The following is an 18223-nucleotide window of genomic DNA, read 5'->3' as shown; positions in this document are numbered from 1 at the left end:
GCGGGATTCGGCGAAAAATCGCTTCATACTGCATTATGTTCTGCATTATTTCGCGCTTTTTCGCCTCGGTCCTCGCGCCAACTGAAACATTCAGGCTAGCCGTAATGAATGGCTTCCACCGGGCTAACTGAAGAAGCGCGTTTGGCGGGATATATCGTGGCCAGAAAGCAGAGTCCGTAGCTGCCGATTATTATCGCGGCCACGTCGGATAATTTGATTTGCACCGGCACGCGGGTTATGTAGTAAATATCGCCCGGCAGCTCCACGATGTTGAAGGTGGCGATAACCCAGCACAGCGCAAACCCCAGCGCCAGCCCCAGCGCAATTCCGGTGGTGCCGATTAGAAATCCTTCCCACAGAAAAATGCGCCGTATCACCGCCGGCGGGGCGCCCATGGCGCGCATTATGCCTATGTCGCGCAGCTTCTCAACCCCCAGCAAAATCAGGTTGGAGGCGATATTGAGCGCGGCAACAAACACTATCAGTATGAGAATTATAAACATCACGAATTTTTCCAGCCGCAGCGCGGCATAAAGGGTGCGGTTCATGTCGGCGAAAGTGCGCACCGCGTAGGGAAACCCCGCCAGGGCAGACAGCCGCTTTGCCGCCGCGCGGGCCGTGTTCATATCATGCAGCCGGATTTCCATGCCGGTGGCCGCGCCGCCAAGTCCCAGGAAATCGGAGGCGTCGGAGAGTTTGGCGTAGGCCATGGCGCTGTCAAACTCGTAATAGCCGGTCTTGAGCAGCCCGCTGACGCGGAATTTTTTCATGCGCGGCAGTATGCCAAGCCCGGTGTTGACCGATTCGGGGGAAATCAAAATCACGTCGTCGCCGCAGTAGATGTTCATGTTGCGCGACAATTCCTCGCCCAGCACAACCGGTGGCGGAACGGTTTTTTCGCCGGGGCGCGGTTTGGGCGTCCAGCCGCCTTCGGTAAAAGAATTTTCCAGCAGGCTTACATTGCGCTCTTTGCCCGGCTCCAGCCCGCGCAGCATAACGCCGAAGGAGCGTTTGTTGAAAGCGAGAATGGCCTGCCCCAGCACAACAGGCGCGGCGGCGGCGACGTCGGGGTCGCGCAGCGCTTTGGCCTCCAGCGCGGAATAAGCCTCCGGCGCAAGCTGGCCGAAAATCACTATATGCGATTGCGCGCCGATAATTTTTTTCTGGATATCGCCCTGGAAGCCGTTCATCACCGACAACGTGGTAAGCAGCGCGGCCACCCCCACCGCCACCCCCGCCACGCCGATAAGAGTGGTAACCAGCGCAAACAGCCCCTTGCGCTTGGCCTTCAGATACCGCCCTGCGACAAAAAGTTCAAATGTCATTTTTGCGGGCGCGCGGAATCCCTGTCCGCGCCTATTCCCGGGGCTGGCTGTCCTCGCGCACGATTTTCAGCAGGGTTTCTCCGGGATGGCGCGCGGTCTCCTCTTTCTCGTCCGGGCCGGGGGCGGGTTGGGGCGCAGCCGCCTCCTTCATCGCGGGAAACAGGACCACCTCGCGTATGGAGGGCTGTCCGGTCAGCAGCATCACTATGCGGTCTATGCCTATTCCTATGCCGCCGGTCGGCGGCATTCCGGCTTCCATAGCGGTTATGAAATCGCGGTCTATGATGTCGGCCTCGTCGTTATGCTCGTCGGCCTGCTGGCGGAGCTGTTCTTTAAGGCGGCTTTCCTGGTCTTCCGGATCGTTAAGCTCGGTATAGGCGTTGGCGATTTCCCCCCCGCCGGCAAAAAATTCAAAACGCTCCACCAAAGCCTCGTCGCCGGGTTTGCATTTGGCAAGCGGGGTGATTGCCGTGGGATAATCCATCACGAAAGCGGGCTGTATCACGTGATGCAGCAGCTTCGCGTCAAAAATCCGGTCAAAGAGTTTTGCGGAGGGGGTGTTTTCGTCATGCTCCACATGCAGCCGCTTCGCCAGTTCCGAGAGTTTCTGCCGGTTGAACGCCTTGCCGTTGAGGATGTTGTGAATATCCTCGCCGGTCTCCTGCTTCCAGAGTTCCGGCAGATACAGCCGCTTAAACGGCGGTTTCAGCGATATTTTGTGGCCGTGATAGTCCACTTCCTCAACGCCCATGGCGGCGGCGCAGCCGGAAACCACCTTCTCCAGCAGTTGCGCCATGCCGTTGTAGTCGCTGTAGGCCTGATACGCTTCCAGAAGCGTGAATTCCGGGTTATGGCGGGTGTCTATCCCCTCGTTGCGGAAGACTTTGCCTATTTCGTAAACCCTGTCCAGCCCGCCGATGATAAGCCGCTTGTGATAAAGTTCCAGCGCGATGCGCATGTAAAGCTGCGCCTTGAGCGCGTTATGCGTGGTGACAAAAGGCGTGGCCGCCGCGCCGCCGGCATTGGGGGTAAGGGTGGGCGTCTCCACCTCCAGGAACCCCTCGGCGTCAAAGACGGAGCGTATGGCGCGTATTATTCTGGTGCGCGAGGCGAAAATTTTGCGCGTATTCTCGTTGGAGAGCAGGTCCAGATGCCGCTCGCGCAGCCGGGTCTCTGTGTCCTGGAGGCCGTGCCATTTCTCCGGCAGCGGGCGCACCGCTTTGGAAAGCAGGGTCAGCTTTTTGACATGCACCGTCTTTTCGCCGCTGTGGGTAACAAACATCCGGCCTTCCGCGCCGGCGAAATCGCCCGCATGGATATGCTTTTTGAAAAAATCGTAGGCGGCGTCGCCCAACTCGTCTTTTTTGATATAGAGCTGCACCTTGCCGCTCATGTCCTGTATATGCGCGAAGGCGGCCTTGCCCATCAGCCGCAGCTGCACGACGCGCCCGGCGCACGCGACGGCGGCATCCGTCTCCGCCGCCAGCGCGGCGGCGGCGGTGTGGGTAAGGGCAAACCTGTGGGGATAAACGTCTGTTCCCTGTCCGCGCAGCTGGCGGATTTCCTCGTAGCGGGCGCTTATGATTGCGTCCAGGGCGGAATGCTGTTCCGTCATTTTTTAGCCACCAGCTTGTCCACCAGTTCCTTGAGATGCTTGGGCTCAAAGGGCTTTTCTATGAAGCCGACCACATTGGCTATCTGGAAAAGCTCCTTGGTCTGGCCCTTGGCGGTGATGATTATCACGGGGATTTTGCGGGTTACGGGGTTTTCCTGAAGCTGTGTGACCATGCTGTAGCCGTCAAGCACCGGCATCATCACGTCGGTAACAATGACGTCCGGCGGCTCCGCCACCGAATCTATAAGGTCCAGCGCCTCCTGCCCGTTGTGCGCTTCCATGACGGCGTAGCCGAATTTCTCAAAGATAAACCGGAGCAGCGTCGCCAGATCCTGCTCGTCTTCCACTATAAGAATTTTGACTGCCATGCCAACGCTCCTTGACTGCTTTGCGATACTCCGATTTTACAATATATCAAAACACCGCGCGCAAGAAGCCGGGGTCCGCCATAAGCGGCTCCCCGCGCCAGAAGCGGCCAAGCGGGAATTCGGTAAGCGGCCTGTCGTCGGTTACCGCGGGATACGCCGCCAGCCTGCCGGAGATTTGCCCGTCCACCGCCGCTATTGAGCCGCGCAGCGCGCGCTCTGTAAGCCGGGGCAGGGAGCTGTCTCCCCATGAGGCGGACAGCCGTTTGTCCAGCTCCCCGGCTGGCCATTCAAACGCGCTGCCGGAACCCATCACCAGAAACCCGCCACTCATGTTCGGGTGGGCCCATACCGCCTGATGCGCGAACACCTCCGCAAATCCTTTTATTATGCTCAGCGCGGCGTATTCATGGCAGGGCAGCGGCAGCCACAGCGCGTAAATTCCTCCGCCGGAGAGACGGGTTTTCGCCAGCTCCAGAAATTCCTTGCTGTACAAATTCACCGCGCCCGCGCTGAAAACCGGAGGGGAGGCGTCCACCACGATGACGTCGTATTTGTCGCGGCTGGAAAGCAGGTAATTGCGCCCGTCTTTGACAAAAACGCGCGCGCCGGGGGCGCGCAGCGCCAGCGCCGCATCGGGGCTGAAGTCCGCCGCATGGGCCAGCACCGCGGCGGACAATTCCACCACATCGGTTTTTTCAGCCAGCCGGCTGGCCGCCCGGAAGGTGCCGCCCGCGCCGAAGCAGATGACCAGTGCCCTGCGCGGCCTGCCGTTCATGGCCGCCGGAATCTGCATCATAACCTTGCCGTTGTCGCCGTTGCCGGAAATTATTATGCCGTTGATAAGCAGCGTCCGCGCGCCGCCATGCTCCACGCCGGTTACGGTTCCGGAGGCGGCGTCCTCGTGGAACAGCAGACGCATGTCGCCGTATGCGGCGCGGCAGCGGTTTAGTATGACGGCCCTGTACGGGTCGCCGGGAACCGCCGCGGCGGCTATTGCCAGCGCGGCAACGGCAGCGGCTGCGGAAAGGCGCACCCCCGCGCGCGATAAAGCCGCCAGCCCGATAATGCAGTTAAGCGCAATAAGCAGCGCGTAGCCGTATTTGACCCCCGCCAGGCCCACAAGCGCAAACCCCGCCGCCAGCGCCCCCACCACGCAGCCGGCGGTGTTCCAGAGGTATAGCCTGCCGGTTACATAGCCCGCCCCGCCGGACCGGGGGGCGCACAGCCCGGCGGCCAGCGGGAAAATCAGCCCCATCACGAAAGCCGCCGGAGCCACTATAACCGCCGCGCCGGAGAAAAATGACAGCGCGTCCGTCCAGGACAGCATCGGCGAATACAGATACAGGGGAGAATCCTTCAGCAGCCCTATCGCGCGATAGAATACCAGCCCGCACGCCGCCAGCGCCGCCAGCCCGATTTCCAGCAAGCCGAAGGCCGCCATGGGATTTTCAAGTTTCGGCAGCAATTTTGCGGCGGCGCAGCTTCCCGCTCCCATGCCGCCCAGCAGCACCGCCAGCATCGCCGCGAAGGCATAAATGGATGTTCCCGTGATTGTGGTCAGCAGCCGGGACCACAGCACCTGATACCCCGCCGCGCAAAAGCCGGAAACCGCCATCAGCGCCAGCACGAACATGGCGTCTCGGGAAAGCGCGGCCCCGCCCTCCGGCGCGGGCAGGTTCGGCGGCCTTTTGGCCGACAGAACCAATGCCGACAGCGCGCAGCCGGCATTGGCCGACAGCGCGAACAGAACGCTGTCTTTCTCCCCGAAAACGGCGATTGTGAAAAATCCGGCCAACAGCGTGCCCGCCACCGCGCCCAACGTGTTCACCCCGTAGACAAGCGCGATGTCGCGCTCCGGCAGGCCGCTTTCGCAGGCGCGCAGCAGCAGCGGCAGCGTCGCGCCCATAAGCATGGAGGGAATCAGTATCGCGCAGCCGGCCAGCAGGCAGCCTGCCGCCATATTCCCGCCGGACAGGGCAGGCGCGGCGGACAGCAGCAGACTGGCCGGATACGCCAGCGCCGCAAGCGCGGCCTCGGCAAAGCCGTAAATTTTAAGCCAGTTGCCGGGGCGCAGCGTCAGTTTTCCGGCGATGGCCGCGCCCAGCGCCAGCCCCAGCAGGAAAAACGCGGTCGCAAACCCCACGGCGTGGACCGTAATCCCGAACAGCCGCACCAGCATGCGCAGCCACACGGTTTCATAGACAAGCGCCGCCGCGCCGCTGGCAAACGCCAGCGGCAGCGCGATTTTCATGGCGCCGCTTCTCAAAGCCGGGAGTGGAAGGCCGGTTGTCATTTGTCCCGCATTTTATCGGACAGGAAAGCCAGAAAACCAAGCGGAAAGGCCGCCAGCCACAACGCGCGCGCCGCCGGACGCAGCCCGCGCCACTGCCACGAAAGGTTCAGCCCGCCGTGAAATGAAAAACGCGCGTAATGCGCCGCCGCAGCCAGAAAATCCAGCGGGGCGAAACGGAACCAGTCCAGCTCGGTGTTAAGCACGTTCTGATGCCAGTAGCCGTAGCCGGCGGCGCAGGCGGAGGCAAACCCGCCGCCGGTCATCGCGCCGGAGCGCGGCTCTATCCAGTAAATCCGCAAAACCTCGTTTATGTAGCGGGTTTTGTAGTGGCGCGCTATCCCGCTCCAGACAATGCCTTCGGGCAGCGCGCGGTGCGGCTGGTCCGGGAAAGGAAACCGCCTCATCACATCGGTCCGCTGAAAACCCCATTTCTCGCCTTTGACGCGCCAACGGTATTTCATCTCCAGCGAATCGGAATCCAGGATGTCTTTGGGGAATTTCCCGCCAGCGGGCCGCCCGTGCTGGTCCGCCGCCAGAGCGGTTACGGCGGAAAAACCGGCGCGCTCGCCTTCGGGTATGGCGCGCCAGTGGAAAATGAAGCGCTCCAGCGCGCTGGGGACGCAGCCATCGTCCGAATCCAGCGGCAAAAACAGCTCGCCCCCGGCCAGTTCCGCCGCCAGGTTGGAGGCCATGTGCTTGCCCGGTTTCCGCTGGCGGTAAAAGCGCACCGGAAAATCCGCCTGAGCACGCCAGCTTTCCACCAGTTCGGCGGTATTGTCGGCGGAATTGTCGTCAACGACAATCCATTCAAAGGAACGGAAAGTCTGGGCGCACAAACTCTCCCACACGCGGTGCAGCGTGCGGGCACGGTTATATGTGGCGGTGAACACGGTGAATGTCGGGCGCATAAGCGTAAACGCAATAATGTATTATTGTAACAACGCGCGCGAGGCAAGTCTATGGGATTTATAAAGAGCGAAACCTATACGCGGGGGATGTTCCTGTCCCTGTTATTCAACGTATTCGCGCGGCTGTCGGGGCTGGCGGCCAGCCTTGTCATCGGATTTTATTTCGGCGCGGGGCGCGGGGCAGACATTTACTTCTACTCGCTGGGGGCGATAACGCTGGTTTCCGGCTTCATCGTGGCGTTAAACGGCGCCGCCGTCATACCGGAAATGATGCGCATTGACGCCGCGCGGGGCCGACGGGCGGCAATCGGCTTTGCCAACGGCTTCCTATGCGTTTACCTCTGCGCGGGGGCTGCGGCTGCCGCTGCGGCATTCTGGCGTCCGGCGGAGATTTTCGGCGCGCTGTCGCGCTTTGATTCCGAGGCGCTGGCGGGCGCCGCGCCGCTGCTGCGGCTTGCGGGACTGGCGCTGGCGTTCAACATCGCAAACGTTTTCATGGCGGATGTGGCGGCGGCGAATAAACTCTTCACACTGCCGATGATTTCCAATGTCCTGCTCAACGGCGCCGTGATTGCCTGCGTCCTGGCATCGCGCGCAAGCGCGATAGCCGCCGCCATGACCGGCCTTGTGCTGGGAGGCGCGCTTCAGTCCGCGCTGCTGGCGGCGCTGCTGCGCCGCCATGCCGGCTGGGATTTTTGCACAGCGGATTTCCGCGCCGCCTCCCGCGCGGCGGGAAACATATTCTACAGCCAGGCGGGAAACGCCGCCTCGCTGCTGGCGGGGTATCTGCCGCTGTACCTGCTGAGCGGCTGCGGGCAGGGCGCGGTCAGCGCGATGAATTACGCCCGCCAGCCCGCGGACATGCCGCATCTGGCGCTTACCAACCAGTTTTCGGCGGTGGCGGGAATAAAATTCAACGAGGCCGCCGCCTCCGCCAAAACAGCGGCGGAGCTGGACCCGGTTTTCAGCCGCGCGGCAAGGGCGCTTGTTTTCCCGCTGGCCTGCGCGGCGGCGTTTATCTGCGCGTTTTCCGGCGAAATAATGCGAATTCTTTATCTGCGCGGCAGGATGGATGCGCACACTGTCAATGAAGCCGCCGCGTATCTGATGATACTGGCGCTGGCCATTCCTTTCGCGGCTTTCAACACGCTGGCGGCGCGGCTGAACATGGCCTTCGGGCGGCTGCGCGAGGCTATGTTTTACCAGATATTCTCCGGCATGGCCGCGGCGGCGGTTTTCGCGCTCTGCGTGCCGGCATGGGGCGCGCGCGGATACGCGGCGGCAACAGCCGTTTTCGCCGCGCTCAACGCGGCGGGGCTGTGGCTCTATTTCAGAAAAGTATATCCCGGGATAAATTATTCCGCCGCGCTTGAATATCTGGCCCCCGCCTGCGCCGCCGCGCTGGCCGCGCTGGCTGCCGCGCTGCCGGCCAAGCTGATTCCCGCCGGCCCCGCATGGCAGCTCGCCGCGGGATTTTCGCTTTATTGCATAGCCGCGCTGCTCATAAACAACAGATACCGGCTCAACGGGGATATAGACGATTTCGCCAAATCGCTGCTGCGCGGCAGGCCGGGGTTATGAAGCGGGCGGCAATCATCATTCTCGCGCTGCTGGCGGCGGGGCTTGCCGCGCAATGTTTTTTCCCGCCTGGACTGATGGCCGACGAGGGAATGTGGACCTATATCGCCAAAGTATGGCTGAAAACCGGAGTCCCGCCTTACGCCGGCGGGGTTGAAAACAAGACGCCGGGGATTTTCTATGTGTTCGCGGCGGCAAATACTCTCGGCGAGAACAATTACCTGTTCCCCAGATTCCTGGCTGCGGCCATGCTTTGCGGCGCGGGCATTCTGCTCAAACGGCTGGCGGACATGCTGGCGGGGGAAGCGGCGGGAATATGGACACTCGCCGCCTACTGCGCGCTGCTTCTGCTGGACAAGACCGAAGCCTTCAATCTCGCCGCCACGGAAAGTTTCATGATTTGCTTTTCCATACTGGCGTTTTACATTTACGCACGCGGCATTGAGGGCGCAAAACCCGCAGCCGCTTTCTGGGCCGGGGCGGCGATGGGCACGGCGGTGCTGTTCAAGCAGGTGGCGCTGGCCAGCATGGCCGCGCTTATGGCATGGCCGTTTCTGCATAAAGGCAAAACCATGCGCGAAAAATTGGCGCAGGCCGGAATTATCGCCGGCGGCGCACTGGCGGTCAATATTGCGGCGGAGATTCCGCTACTGGCCTGCGGCGGATATTGGCGCCAATACTTTGACTGCGCCTGGCTTTCGCTTTTCAAACTGCTGCGGGTGCCGGGCGCGGCCACCGCGTCCGCCGGCGGGCACTGGCGGATGTTTGTGGAGCGCTGGTCCGGCTGGTGGTGGTTTGCGCCGCCGCTTGCGGTATTTGCCGCGCTGCTGGGGCGAATCCGGTACGGCTGCGCCGCCGGAATATGGCTGCTGGCGGATTTCTGCGGAGCCAATCTCTCCGGGGATTATTACACGCACCAGTTCAAGCAGGTTATCCCTTCGCTGGCGCTGGCCTGCGGGCTTGCGGCCTCCGCCGTTCCGGCAAGGGCGGTTTATGCTTCGCTGCTGGCTCTGGCGGTGGCGGCATCGTCGGGACTGAAGCTGTATGCCCGCTGGGACAGCCGCGCGCGGCATGACGGCGAGTTCGCCGGGCTGGAGGCCGGACGGCTGACCGCGCCCGGGAATTATGTTTACGTCTGCGAGCATCGCGCCAGCCCGGCGCAGGCTTACAGCGGCAGACTGTCGCCCTCGCGCTATTTCAACACCATTTTCGTTTTCGGGGAAAGCGAGAAAAAAGAGGTTCTTGCCTCTCTGGAGGCCAGGCCGCCCGCCCTTATGCTGGTTCAAGGCGGCCCGCCGGAATGGATTGAAAATTACATCTCCGCGCGCGGCTACGGGCGGATATTTTCATCCCACGGCTACGGTTTTTACGCGAGGCGCGCATGAAAGTGCTTTTCGTAATCGCGCAATATCCCCCAGTGGTGGGCGGGGCTGAGATAAAGGCCTCCCGTCTGGCGCGCGCGCTGGCGGCGCGCGGCCACGAGATAACCGTGCTTACCCGCCGCCTGCCCGGAACCCCCGCGCTGGAAAACGACAGCGGAGCGGACATAATCCGGCTGGGAGGCGAGCGCGGCGTCCGGGCCGACCTGCCCGCCTTCGCGCGGGAGATTTTCCGCCGCCGCGGACGTGTTGACGCGCTGCATAATTTTCTGCTTTCCTCTTTAACTAATATCTGCTGCCTGGCGCGGGGCTCGAAAACCGTGATATCCGCCGGCGGGGCGGGCGCTTTCGGCGGCCCGCGCGACACCAGCGGGTTCGGCAGATTCGCGGGGCTGAAGTGGCGGCATATAGCCGCCTCCGGCGCAAGATTCATCTGCCCCGCGCCGCACTGCGCGCGCGAATTTAAAGAGGCGGGCATAGCCGCGGAACGGATTTTCACCGTTCCAAACCCCGCCGACACGGCGCGGCTGAGCCCCGCCTCCCCGGAAGAAAAAGCCGCGCTGCGGCGCGGGCTGGGGCTGCCGGAGAACGAAAAAATCTTCCTTTTCGCGGGAAGATTTGAGCATGTAAAGGGCGGGGACAGAATCATCCGGGCGTTTCTGGCCGCAAAGCCGGAGGGCGCAAGGCTTGTGATGGCCGGCAGCGGCAGCCTTGACGCGCAATGGCGGGCGATGGCGGCGCGGGGCGGCGTCATTTTCGCCGGGGCGCAGGCGGACATATCCGGGTGGCAGCGGGCGGCGGATTTTTTCGCGCTGCCGTCGCGCAGCGAGGGGATGAGCAACGCCCTCGTGGAGGCCATGGCCTGCGGCGCCGTGCCGCTGGCATGCGAATCCGGCGGCACCGAAATGGTGGAAAACGGCAGGACCGGCTTCAGCCTGCCAAACACTGACGACGCCGCGCCGCTGGCGGAGGCCGTGCGCAAAGCCGCCGCGCTTTCCGCCGGGGAATATGCGGAATTTTCCCGCGCCGCGCGGCAGACGGTGGAGCGCGGCTATTCCATGAACGCCGTCATCCCGGAGCTGGAGAGGATATATGAGAGCTTATAGCATAACGGTTCTGATGATATGCTGCGCCGCGCTGTGCGGCTGCGCCAGCGTGCGGCGCGGCACAAACGCCGCCTGGGTTACAGTGGACAACACATCGGCCAGCGAGTACTGCGTGCGGCTGCGCCTCAAATTTGACCCGCCGGAAGCCGGGCTGCGCGTGAACCGCTACCGGGCCTGCATGGACCGCTGCTGCCTGGTCTCGGAGGACAAGCCGCTTGAAGTGGAACTGAGTTTCAACCACTCCGCCAACCGCGAGTTCAGCGAAACCGGCAACACCGTGCTTTTTGAGCCGGAAACCGTGCGCATCACCATAACCAATTTCATACGCTCCGGCTGGATTCGGGCCTCAGCCTCGCCCAATGTCATCAGGCCGGACGGCACTATCAAGCTGAAATACATCGGCATGTACGGGGGAACGTAATAATAAACAATTATTTACTATAATGCTGGCGGGAGGACCCATGGCAAAGAAAATCCTTATCATAGAGGATAACGACCGCAACCGCATCATTCTGCGCGACATACTGCTGTGCCAGAAATACGAGGTGCTGGAGGCCGCCGCCGGGCGCGAGGGCATAGAAATCGCCCGCAGGGAAAAGCCGGACCTCATTCTGCTGGACATACAGATGCCCGGGCTGGACGGCTACGACACAGGGAAACTGCTGAAATCGTTCCCGGAAACAAAAAGCATACCGCTGGTGGCCGTAACCTCCTATGCGATGGAAGGCGACAAAAGCAAAATTCTCGCCTCCGGGATAGACGACTACATTTCCAAACCCTATGATGTGAACGATATGGTGGCTTTGGTCAAAAGCAAAGTGAACCCGGATGCTTGACATAACGCGCCGCATGAAGCTGCTTGCCCGGAAACTGGCGTCTTTCTACGCCGGCGAGCCGGAGGTGGAAAAGCAGCTTTCAACGCGGCGGCTGCGCCGCGGATGGCGTTTCTCCAAATATTTCAACAGGGCTACGATGTCGCTGCTGGCTTTTCTCGCCGCGATGGGCGCGCTGCTGTGGCTGGCGCACGCCGCCTCCGGCGGCGGCGAGGCATACCGCTGGATTAAATATGCGGTGGCGCTGGCGGCCATAGCGTCGCTTTTCGCGGTGGCCTACATCTCTTTCGCGCGCGCGGAGGAACTGAGCAAACTGAGCGCGGAGGAACTGGAAAAAAGCAAAAGCCTCCAGCGGCAGCTGTATCTGGAAAAAGAGCGGCTGGCGGTTACGCTGCGCAGCATAGGCGACGGCATACTGGCTGTTGACCGGGACGGCAAAACCACTCTGGTCAGCTACATGGCCGAATACCTCACGGGCTGGAAAGAGGCCGACGCGCTGGGCAAACCCGCCTCCGAAATCATGCACCTGGTGGACGAGCGCACCCGCCGCCGGCTTGCCGACCCGTTTCAGGAGGTCCTCTCCGGCGGGAACGGCGCGGATTCCTCCGGCAGGGACATCATTCTGATAGCAAACGGCGGGAAAGAGCAGTCGGTTTTCTACACCGTGGCGCCCATAATAGCCGCGGACGGCTCCGCAATCGGCGCGGTGATGGGTTTCCGCGACATAACCATAGACCGCAGGTTCCAGACCTCCCAGGCGATAACGCGCAAAGCCATAGCCTCCTCCGCCAATCCGATAGTGATGGCCAATCTGCGCGGCGAGGTGCTTCAGGTGAACCCCGCCTTCACGCGGCTGTGGGGCCACGAGGAAAACCAGACACGCGGACGGCAGATGTCCGATTTCGTGAAAACGGGCCGCTCCGGCGTGGACATGCTGCAGGGCGAGCATACCGCCACGCGCAAAGACGGCAGCGAATTTTACGTGGACATGATAGGCAGCCTCGTGCGCGACGACGACAACAACCCCGTCTGCCTGATGTTTTTCTTCGTGGACCTGACCGAGCGCAAACGCGCCGAAGCCGCCATAAACGAGGAGCGCCGCCGCCAGAAGGCGATTCTGGACAATATCCCCGCCATGGCCTGGCTTAAGGACACCGGCGGGATATTTATGACCGTAAACGAGCCGCTGGCCAAATTCACCGGACGCCCCGCCGGGGACATAACCGGCAGGACCGGCATAGACGTGCTTCCGCCCGAAATGGCCGCGCGCGACCAGCAGGACGAGAGCGACCTCGGTGCGGGCAGGCGCATAGACATAGAGGAGTTGGTAACCGCGCCGGACGGAACGCCCCGCTGGTTCCACACCATGAAAACCCCCATATTCGGCGAAAACGGCGCGGTAATAGGCACAAGCGGCATCTCGCTGGACATCACCCGCAAAAAGGAAATGGAGGAGATGTTCCGCGTCTACGCCGAGGAGCTTTCCGCCCTCGCCCACGCCTCCAACCAGATAACCGGCATCGTGGACATAGCCGGGCTCCAGTCCGCCATCTGCGAAAACGCGCGCCGCATAGGCGAGCCGAAAATGGTCTGGCTGGGACTGACGGACGAAAAATCAAAGGACGTCCTGCCCGTCGCCTGGTCCGGGCTGCCGGACGAATACATAAATGCCATCTCCGTGAAATGGGACGGCTCGCCGGAGGGTTGCGGCCCAACGGGAACAGCAGTCAAAACCTCCAAGGCAGTGGTCTGCGCGGATATAACAAAGGACGCCTCGTTTGCGGCATGGCAGGAGAAGGCCCTGGCCTGCGGGATACGCTCTGCGCTGTCGGCGCCGCTGGCCGGCGAGCACGGCGTCCTGGGCGCGCTGATAGTCTACAGCGACAAGCCGGAATTTTTCAGCGAGGAGCGCGTGGAGCTCTATCAGGTGTTCGCCAACCAGGCCGCCATCACGCTGGAAAACGCGCGCCTTGTCCGGTCGCTGGAAAGCAAAATAACCGAGCGCACCCGCCAGCTTGAGGTGCAGAAAGCCGCCGCCGAAAAAGCCAATCAGGCCAAATCCTCTTTCCTGGCGCACATGAGCCACGAGCTGCGCACCCCCCTCAACGCCATAATAGTCTGCTCCGGCGTGCTGTGGGAGAACATGTTCGGCCCCATGAACGAAAAGCAGCACGAATACGTCGGTTACATCCGCAGCAGCGGCAAGCATCTGCTAAGCCTCATAAACGATATTCTTGACCTTTCCAAGGTGGAAGCGCAGAAAATGAAATTCACGCCGGCGCCGGTCAAACTGGATGAACTGCTGGAATACTCCATGCGGATGTTCATGGAGCAGGCGCAGCAGTCAAACATCCGGCTGAAGCTGGATATCGCCCCCGCCGCGCGCCGCGCCATAGACGCCGACGAGCGCAAGCTGAAACAGATTATATTCAACCTTATGAGCAACGCGCTGAAATTCACAAATCCCGGCGGACAGGTCAGGCTGGCGGCGGAAATGGCGTCCGGCGGCGCGGCGGACGACGGCTACGGCAAATGCTTTTCGGAAACCGCCGCCGGAACCGGCGCGGATTGCGCGAGGATAATCGTGGAGGACACCGGCATCGGCATAAAGCCCGAGGATGCGGAAAAGCTGTTCCAGCCGTTCTCGCAGGTTGATGCCGGCAGCGCGCGCCAGCACGAGGGGACCGGGCTGGGCCTTGTGCTGTCCAAGAAACTCATAGAGATGCACGGCGGGACGATATGCGTCAAAAGCGAGCCGGGCAGGGGCAGCGTGTTTTCATTCACCCTGCCGGTGTCGCAGCCCGCGGCGCGGTAAAACGGGAGGATTTATGGCGGCGAAAAAAATTCTGATAATGGACGACGCAAAGGACATGCTGTCTATTTACAGCGACATGCTCTCTAAATACGGGTACACTGTCTCCGCCGCGCAAACGCCGGAGGACTGCCTGCGCATAGCCAGGGCAACCGCGCCGGATTTGATTTTGCTGGACGTAGTCATGCCAGGCATGGACGGCGGCACGGTGGCCAGGCATCTGATGGAGGATCCGCGCCTGTCCTCCATACCTGTTATTTTTCTGACCAGCATGGTAAGCCCGGAGGAAGCCGCCGCGGTTTACAAGCCCGGCGCGCGCATGTATATTTCCAAGGCCAGCCATCCGTCCGAAATAGTGGCCGCCATAAGAAAAGTGATAGGCTGACCCGCCAGCCCTGGCAGAGAGGAAGTCTTTCCGCACGGCAACGCCGGGCAGCGGCATCCGGTTGCGAAAACGGGACAGTCCCGCGCGGAATTTTCCTCACATACCCTGGTCTGAAAATTTCTCGCCGATAGCTACGGCTGTCAGCGATAAATTTTGAGTCGAACTGTCCCCGCCATCCACCGTCTAGGTCCTCGCTATCTATTAGACTTGTCCCCCAATAGCATTTACGGCATAAATTTCGGTTTTTGGTCCGCAGCTTCGCGGTGTTCGGCTTGCACACGCCCGTCGGTAGTGTGCGCGCCTCACCCCGCTGCGCTGCGGGCAAAACCCTGTATTTCTGCCATAAAGCCTATTGGGGGACAAGTCTATTGCACAATCCGGGTTCTATCGTATTGCCCGGGGGTATCCGGGGTTGAAAACACGCGTCCCCCGCCCTGTTGGGGGCGGGGGACGCGTTCTGCTGGCGGATAATTACAGCTTAAAGGCCGCGTTTTTGGCGTAGGCGGCTTTCGCGCCCAGCTCGCCCTCAATCCGTATGAGCTGGTTGTACTTGCACAGCCGCTCGGAGCGGCAGGGCGCGCCGGTCTTGATGGCGCCGGCGTTGGTGGCCACCGCAAGGTCGGCGATAAAGGCGTCCTCTGTCTCGCCGGAGCGGTGGGAGATTACGGTGGAATAACCCGCGTCATGCGCCATTTTGATGACGCGCATGGTCTCGGTTACCGAGCCTATCTGGTTGAGCTTGATAAGTATGGCATTGGCCGCGCCGTCCTGTATGCCGCGGTAGAGCCGTTCCGGGTTGGTGACGAACAAATCGTCGCCTATCACGCGGATGTCGCCGCCCAGATGCGCGGTGAAATGCTTCCAGCCCTGCCAGTCGTCCTCCGCAAGCGGGTCCTCGCAGGAGATTATGGGGTACTTTCTGGTCCAGCCGGCGTATATGGAGGTCATCTCCACTGCGTCGCGGTTCTTTTTCTCGAAGCTGTAGGCGCCGTCCTTGAAGAACTCGCTGGCCGCGCTGTCCAGTCCAAGCGAAATCTGCTTGTCGGAGTATCCCGCGGCGCGCACCGCTTCCATTATGGTGTCCAGCACCACGGTATGCTTTGCGATCTTGGGGGCGAATCCGCCCTCGTCGCCCACGGAGACCGTGAACCCGCGCGCGGCAAGCAGCTTTTTGAGGGAGTGGTAAACCTCGCTGGCGGCGCGCAGCGCCTCGCTGAATTTGGGCATTCCGGCGGGGACTATCATGAACTCCTGCACGTCTATGCCGCTGTCTGCGTGCTTGCCGCCGTTTATGATGTTTAGCATGGGCGTGGGGATAAGGAAATCCTTGCCCTTTATTCCGTAGACCTTGCGCAGCCACAGGTAAAGCGGCGTTTTGTTTGCCGCTGCCGCCGCCCGGGCCGCCGCCATGGAAACGCCCAGTATCGCGTTGGCGCCCAGCTTGGATTTATTGGGCGTGCCGTCCAGTTTCAGCATCGCCCCGTCAAGGGCGGGGAGGTCTTCGGCGTCTTTGCCCGCTATTTTCGCGCTTATCTTTGCGACGTTGGCTACGGCTTTCTGCACGCCCTTGCCCAGGAAGCGTTTGCCGCCATCGCGCAGTTCCAGCGCCTCGTGCGTGCCGGTGGAGGCGCCGCTTGGCACGGCTGCGCGCCCGACGGTCCCGTCGGCCAGTATAACATCCACTTCCACGGTCGGGAACCCGCGCGAATCCAAGATTTCCCTTGCAACGGCCTTCTTTATTTTTTTCATCAGAATTCTCCCTTTATTATTTTGCGGCCTTCCTGGGCCAGCAGCTCCAGCTTGCTTTTGTCTGCGGATTCGGCATAAAGCCGGACCACCGGCTCCGAGCCGGAGGGGCGCAGCCCCAGCCAGCTGCCATCTTTGAGTATGAACTTGAATCCGTCCGTCTGGTCTATGCGCCAGACCGAGAATTTGCCCAGGTCCAGCGGCGGCTTGACCAGCAGCCGCTCCTCCACCGTCTTAAAGCTGCCCGCCGCCACCGGGACGCTGATTTTGACGCTGTCGTGTTTCCCGTAGCGCTTAGCGAATTCCTGGCGGATTTTGGAGAGGGGCTTTTTCTCGCAGGCCAGCATTTCCAGCACCAGCAGGCAGGCGAGAATGCCGTCCTTGTCCGGTATGTGCCCGGCTATGGAAAGTCCGCCCGATTCCTCGCCGCCTATGAGGTACTGGCCGGTGCGCATCAGCTCGCCGATGTACTTGAACCCTACCGGGGTTTCGCGCACTTCCAGGTTATGCGTTCTGGCCACGGCGTCTATGAGATGGGATGTTACCACGCTGCGGCAGACGCGGCCCTTCATCTTGCGGTTTTTGACCAGATGGTCCAGCACCAGCGCCATGATTTCGTTGGGCGAGACCCAAGTGCCGTCCGCGTCCACTATGCCGAAGCGGTCGCCGTCGCAGTCGCAGGCCAGGCCGATATCCATTTTATTGGCCGGGACGAATTTGCGCAGATCCGTCAGCGGCTCCGGCCCTGTGTAGGGCGCATAGCCGCCGAATAATACGTCGCGCTGCTCGTGCAGCCCGGCGGTTTTGATTCCGGCGCTTTCAAGGAACGGCCGCAGGTAGCCGGTTACCGAACCGTAGAGGGAATCCACCGCCGGCCTTATTCCGCTTTTTTTCAGCGCGGCAACGTCTATCATCTTGCGCAGATGGGCGAAATACCCTTCCCGGAAGTCGCATGCCTGAACCAGCGGGCTTTCGCGCATGAAATCCGCCGGAGAGGCGCGCAGCATCGCCGCCGTTACGCCGGAGAGGCGGCTTTCTATGTCCAGCGTAACTTCCGGTATGGCCTGGCCGCCCCAGAACGGCGTCCATTTGATGCCGTTATCGTGGTAGGGGCCGGTGCTGGCGGTTATTGTCATCCCGCCGACGGCGGCGCCGTCCACCACCGCCCAGCCGATAACCGGCGCGGGGGCGGCGCTTTTGGACAGCCGCACGGTTATCGCGTCGGCGGCCATCGCCCCGGACGCCAGCCTTGCGAAATGCTCCGACATATAACGGGTGTCATACCCGATTATGATCGCCGGTGATTTAGGCATCGCCTTTTTAGTGAGAGAAAGATGCCGTTTGTACTGGTCGCCCTTGAAGCCGTACTCGGCGTTTTCCGTGACGTGGCTTGATATCGCGTGGCTGAGGCGCTGCACGTTGACTGCGGTGAAATCCTCCGCAATACGTCCGCGCCAGCCCGCTGTTCCGAATTTTATAGTCTGCATAGCAGATAAACTATATCAAAAACGCGCCGACCTTCATAGGCGAGGCCGGACGAGTGTTGCAATTTGGATGTAGCCATCAAGGCGGCTGTAAAAGAAGTAATGAACCAGGCAAACACGGGTAATGAGGAGAAAGTGGAAAAATTGAGTGAGACGTTTACAACGGATTATTCCATTGCGCTGGATACAATAGCCAACCACAAAGCGGAGGAGTGGAAATGAAAACAACAACATCGCTGTGTTTGTTGTTGGCCTCCCCGGTGTTTGCCGCTGCACCGCCGGCAATTCCTGCTTCCCGCGCCGACTGAACCTTTCAGGTTGGGAAAAACTCTGCACCGGACTGTCCGCGCCATCCACCGCCTCGGTTCTCGCAACCAACTGCGGAAAATGG

General features: G+C 61.3%; 15 protein-coding genes. 8 read left to right on the top strand and 7 right to left on the bottom strand.

Annotation, left to right across the window (positions count from 1 at the left end):
* Window positions 1–95 precede the first annotated feature (95 nt).
* From WC421_02425 to WC421_02405, 5 genes are read right to left on the bottom strand one after another with little or no spacing between them, the layout of a single operon-like run.
* Window positions 96–1325, bottom strand: coding sequence for an ABC transporter permease (locus WC421_02425; protein ID MFA5161077.1), 1230 nt, complete (start codon window positions 1323–1325; stop codon window positions 96–98).
* Window positions 1326–1356: 31 nt separating this feature from the next.
* Window positions 1357–2940 carry a lysine--tRNA ligase gene (lysS, locus tag WC421_02420; protein MFA5161076.1) on the bottom strand — a complete coding sequence of 528 codons (1584 nt, stop codon included), beginning with the start codon at window positions 2938–2940 and terminating at the stop codon, window positions 1357–1359.
* A complete protein-coding gene (locus WC421_02415) occupies window positions 2937–3308 on the bottom strand; it encodes a response regulator (GenBank protein ID MFA5161075.1) in 372 nt (123 codons plus the stop codon). The genes lysS and WC421_02415 overlap by 4 nt, the downstream gene beginning before the upstream one ends.
* 46 nt (window positions 3309–3354) lie before the next feature.
* Window positions 3355–5601, bottom strand: a complete 2247-nt coding sequence (locus tag WC421_02410) for a fused MFS/spermidine synthase (protein ID MFA5161074.1) — start codon at window positions 5599–5601, stop codon at window positions 3355–3357.
* Window positions 5598–6509, bottom strand: a complete 912-nt coding sequence (locus WC421_02405; protein ID MFA5161073.1) for a glycosyltransferase family A protein — start codon at window positions 6507–6509, stop codon at window positions 5598–5600. Before WC421_02405 ends, WC421_02410 begins: the two co-directional genes overlap by 4 nt.
* Window positions 6510–6560: 51 nt before the next feature.
* Between WC421_02405 and WC421_02400 the strand changes: the two genes are divergently transcribed.
* The 7 genes from WC421_02400 to WC421_02370 are packed head-to-tail and all read left to right on the top strand — an operon-like array spanning window position 6561 to window position 14602.
* Window positions 6561–8090: a lipid II flippase MurJ gene (locus tag WC421_02400; protein MFA5161072.1), complete on the top strand. Its 1530-nt coding sequence runs from the start codon at window positions 6561–6563 to the stop codon at window positions 8088–8090.
* Window positions 8087–9472, top strand: a complete 1386-nt coding sequence (locus WC421_02395) for a glycosyltransferase family 39 protein (GenBank protein ID MFA5161071.1) — start codon at window positions 8087–8089, stop codon at window positions 9470–9472. The genes WC421_02400 and WC421_02395 overlap by 4 nt, the downstream gene beginning before the upstream one ends.
* Entirely contained in the window at window positions 9469–10572 is a 1104-nt protein-coding gene (locus WC421_02390; protein ID MFA5161070.1) for a glycosyltransferase family 4 protein, read from the top strand. The genes WC421_02395 and WC421_02390 overlap by 4 nt, the downstream gene beginning before the upstream one ends.
* Window positions 10559–10993, top strand: a complete 435-nt coding sequence (locus WC421_02385) for a hypothetical protein (GenBank protein MFA5161069.1) — start codon at window positions 10559–10561, stop codon at window positions 10991–10993. Before WC421_02390 ends, WC421_02385 begins: the two co-directional genes overlap by 14 nt.
* Window positions 10994–11033: 40 nt before the next feature.
* Window positions 11034–11408, top strand: coding sequence for a response regulator (locus WC421_02380; GenBank protein MFA5161068.1), 375 nt, complete (start codon window positions 11034–11036; stop codon window positions 11406–11408).
* Entirely contained in the window at window positions 11401–14220 is a 2820-nt protein-coding gene (locus WC421_02375; protein ID MFA5161067.1) for a PAS domain S-box protein, read from the top strand. Before WC421_02380 ends, WC421_02375 begins: the two co-directional genes overlap by 8 nt.
* Before the next feature lie 13 nt (window positions 14221–14233).
* A complete protein-coding gene (locus tag WC421_02370; GenBank protein ID MFA5161066.1) occupies window positions 14234–14602 on the top strand; it encodes a response regulator in 369 nt (122 codons plus the stop codon).
* Between the two features lie 471 nt (window positions 14603–15073).
* Here WC421_02370 and eno read toward each other — a convergent pair whose 3' ends face one another.
* Window positions 15074–16351 (bottom strand): phosphopyruvate hydratase, encoded by a 1278-nt coding sequence (gene eno / locus WC421_02365; protein MFA5161065.1) that lies wholly within the window; start codon window positions 16349–16351, stop codon window positions 15074–15076.
* Window positions 16351–17835: a hypothetical protein gene (locus WC421_02360; GenBank protein MFA5161064.1), complete on the bottom strand. Its 1485-nt coding sequence runs from the start codon at window positions 17833–17835 to the stop codon at window positions 16351–16353. The genes eno and WC421_02360 overlap by 1 nt, the downstream gene beginning before the upstream one ends.
* 63 nt (window positions 17836–17898) lie before the next feature.
* Between WC421_02360 and WC421_02355 the strand changes: the two genes are divergently transcribed.
* Window positions 17899–18054 (top strand): hypothetical protein, encoded by a 156-nt coding sequence (locus WC421_02355; protein ID MFA5161063.1) that lies wholly within the window; start codon window positions 17899–17901, stop codon window positions 18052–18054.
* Window positions 18055–18223: the final 169 nt, after the last annotated feature.

This window comes from Elusimicrobiales bacterium (assembly GCA_041651175.1).
Classification (GTDB): domain Bacteria; phylum Elusimicrobiota; class Elusimicrobia; order Elusimicrobiales; family Elusimicrobiaceae; genus JAQTYB01.
Note: the sequence above shows the minus strand (reverse complement) of the source record. Positions and strands in the feature narration are given on the sequence as shown.